Origin of the sequence: Bacillus sp. SRB_8 (assembly GCF_003264205.1) — a bacterium.
GTDB lineage: Bacteria > Bacillota > Bacilli > Bacillales > Bacillaceae_G > Bacillus_A > Bacillus_A mycoides.
This window is the reverse complement of record NZ_NADT01000127.1, coordinates 1-400: the sequence shown is the minus strand read 5'-3', so window position 1 is coordinate 400 and position 400 is coordinate 1. Positions and strand designations below refer to the sequence as shown.

Genomic DNA, 400 nt, shown 5'->3' with positions numbered 1-400 from the left:
TTTATTGTTATTATTGCTGACATTTTTGGATATGATGGAATCAGCTGCATTGTTTTCATTCGAAATTTGAACATGGGGTTCCATGTCAGAGCGGAAGCTGCTTTCAAAACAGGGGGAGATGGTATTTCTGGAATCTGAACTTTCTCTTTGAAATCCGTAATCAAAGGAGTATTCGTCGAACTCGACATCTCGACTGGAATATTCTTTTTGAGATATGGGATCGTACAGCAAATAAGCCTTTTGATTCTGTGTGTAGCCAATGTGAATTAGTTTCTGTGCTCGAGGCTGTATCTTTTTCCGTTCGTTGGACTGAAGCAATCTGTAGGCGACACAGCCGAATGTTCTAAGGTAGTTAAAATTCGGAACCTGTTTGAACAAGACTTCATACGTAGTAACTCGG

At 40.0% G+C, this 400-nt stretch carries 1 protein-coding gene; it reads right to left on the bottom strand.

The window, feature by feature from the left end:
* Positions 1-378, bottom strand: a 378-nt coding sequence (locus tag B5P40_RS34490) for a hypothetical protein (protein WP_483296266.1), incomplete at its 3' end; no start/stop codon positions are given.
* Positions 379-400: the final 22 nt, after the last annotated feature.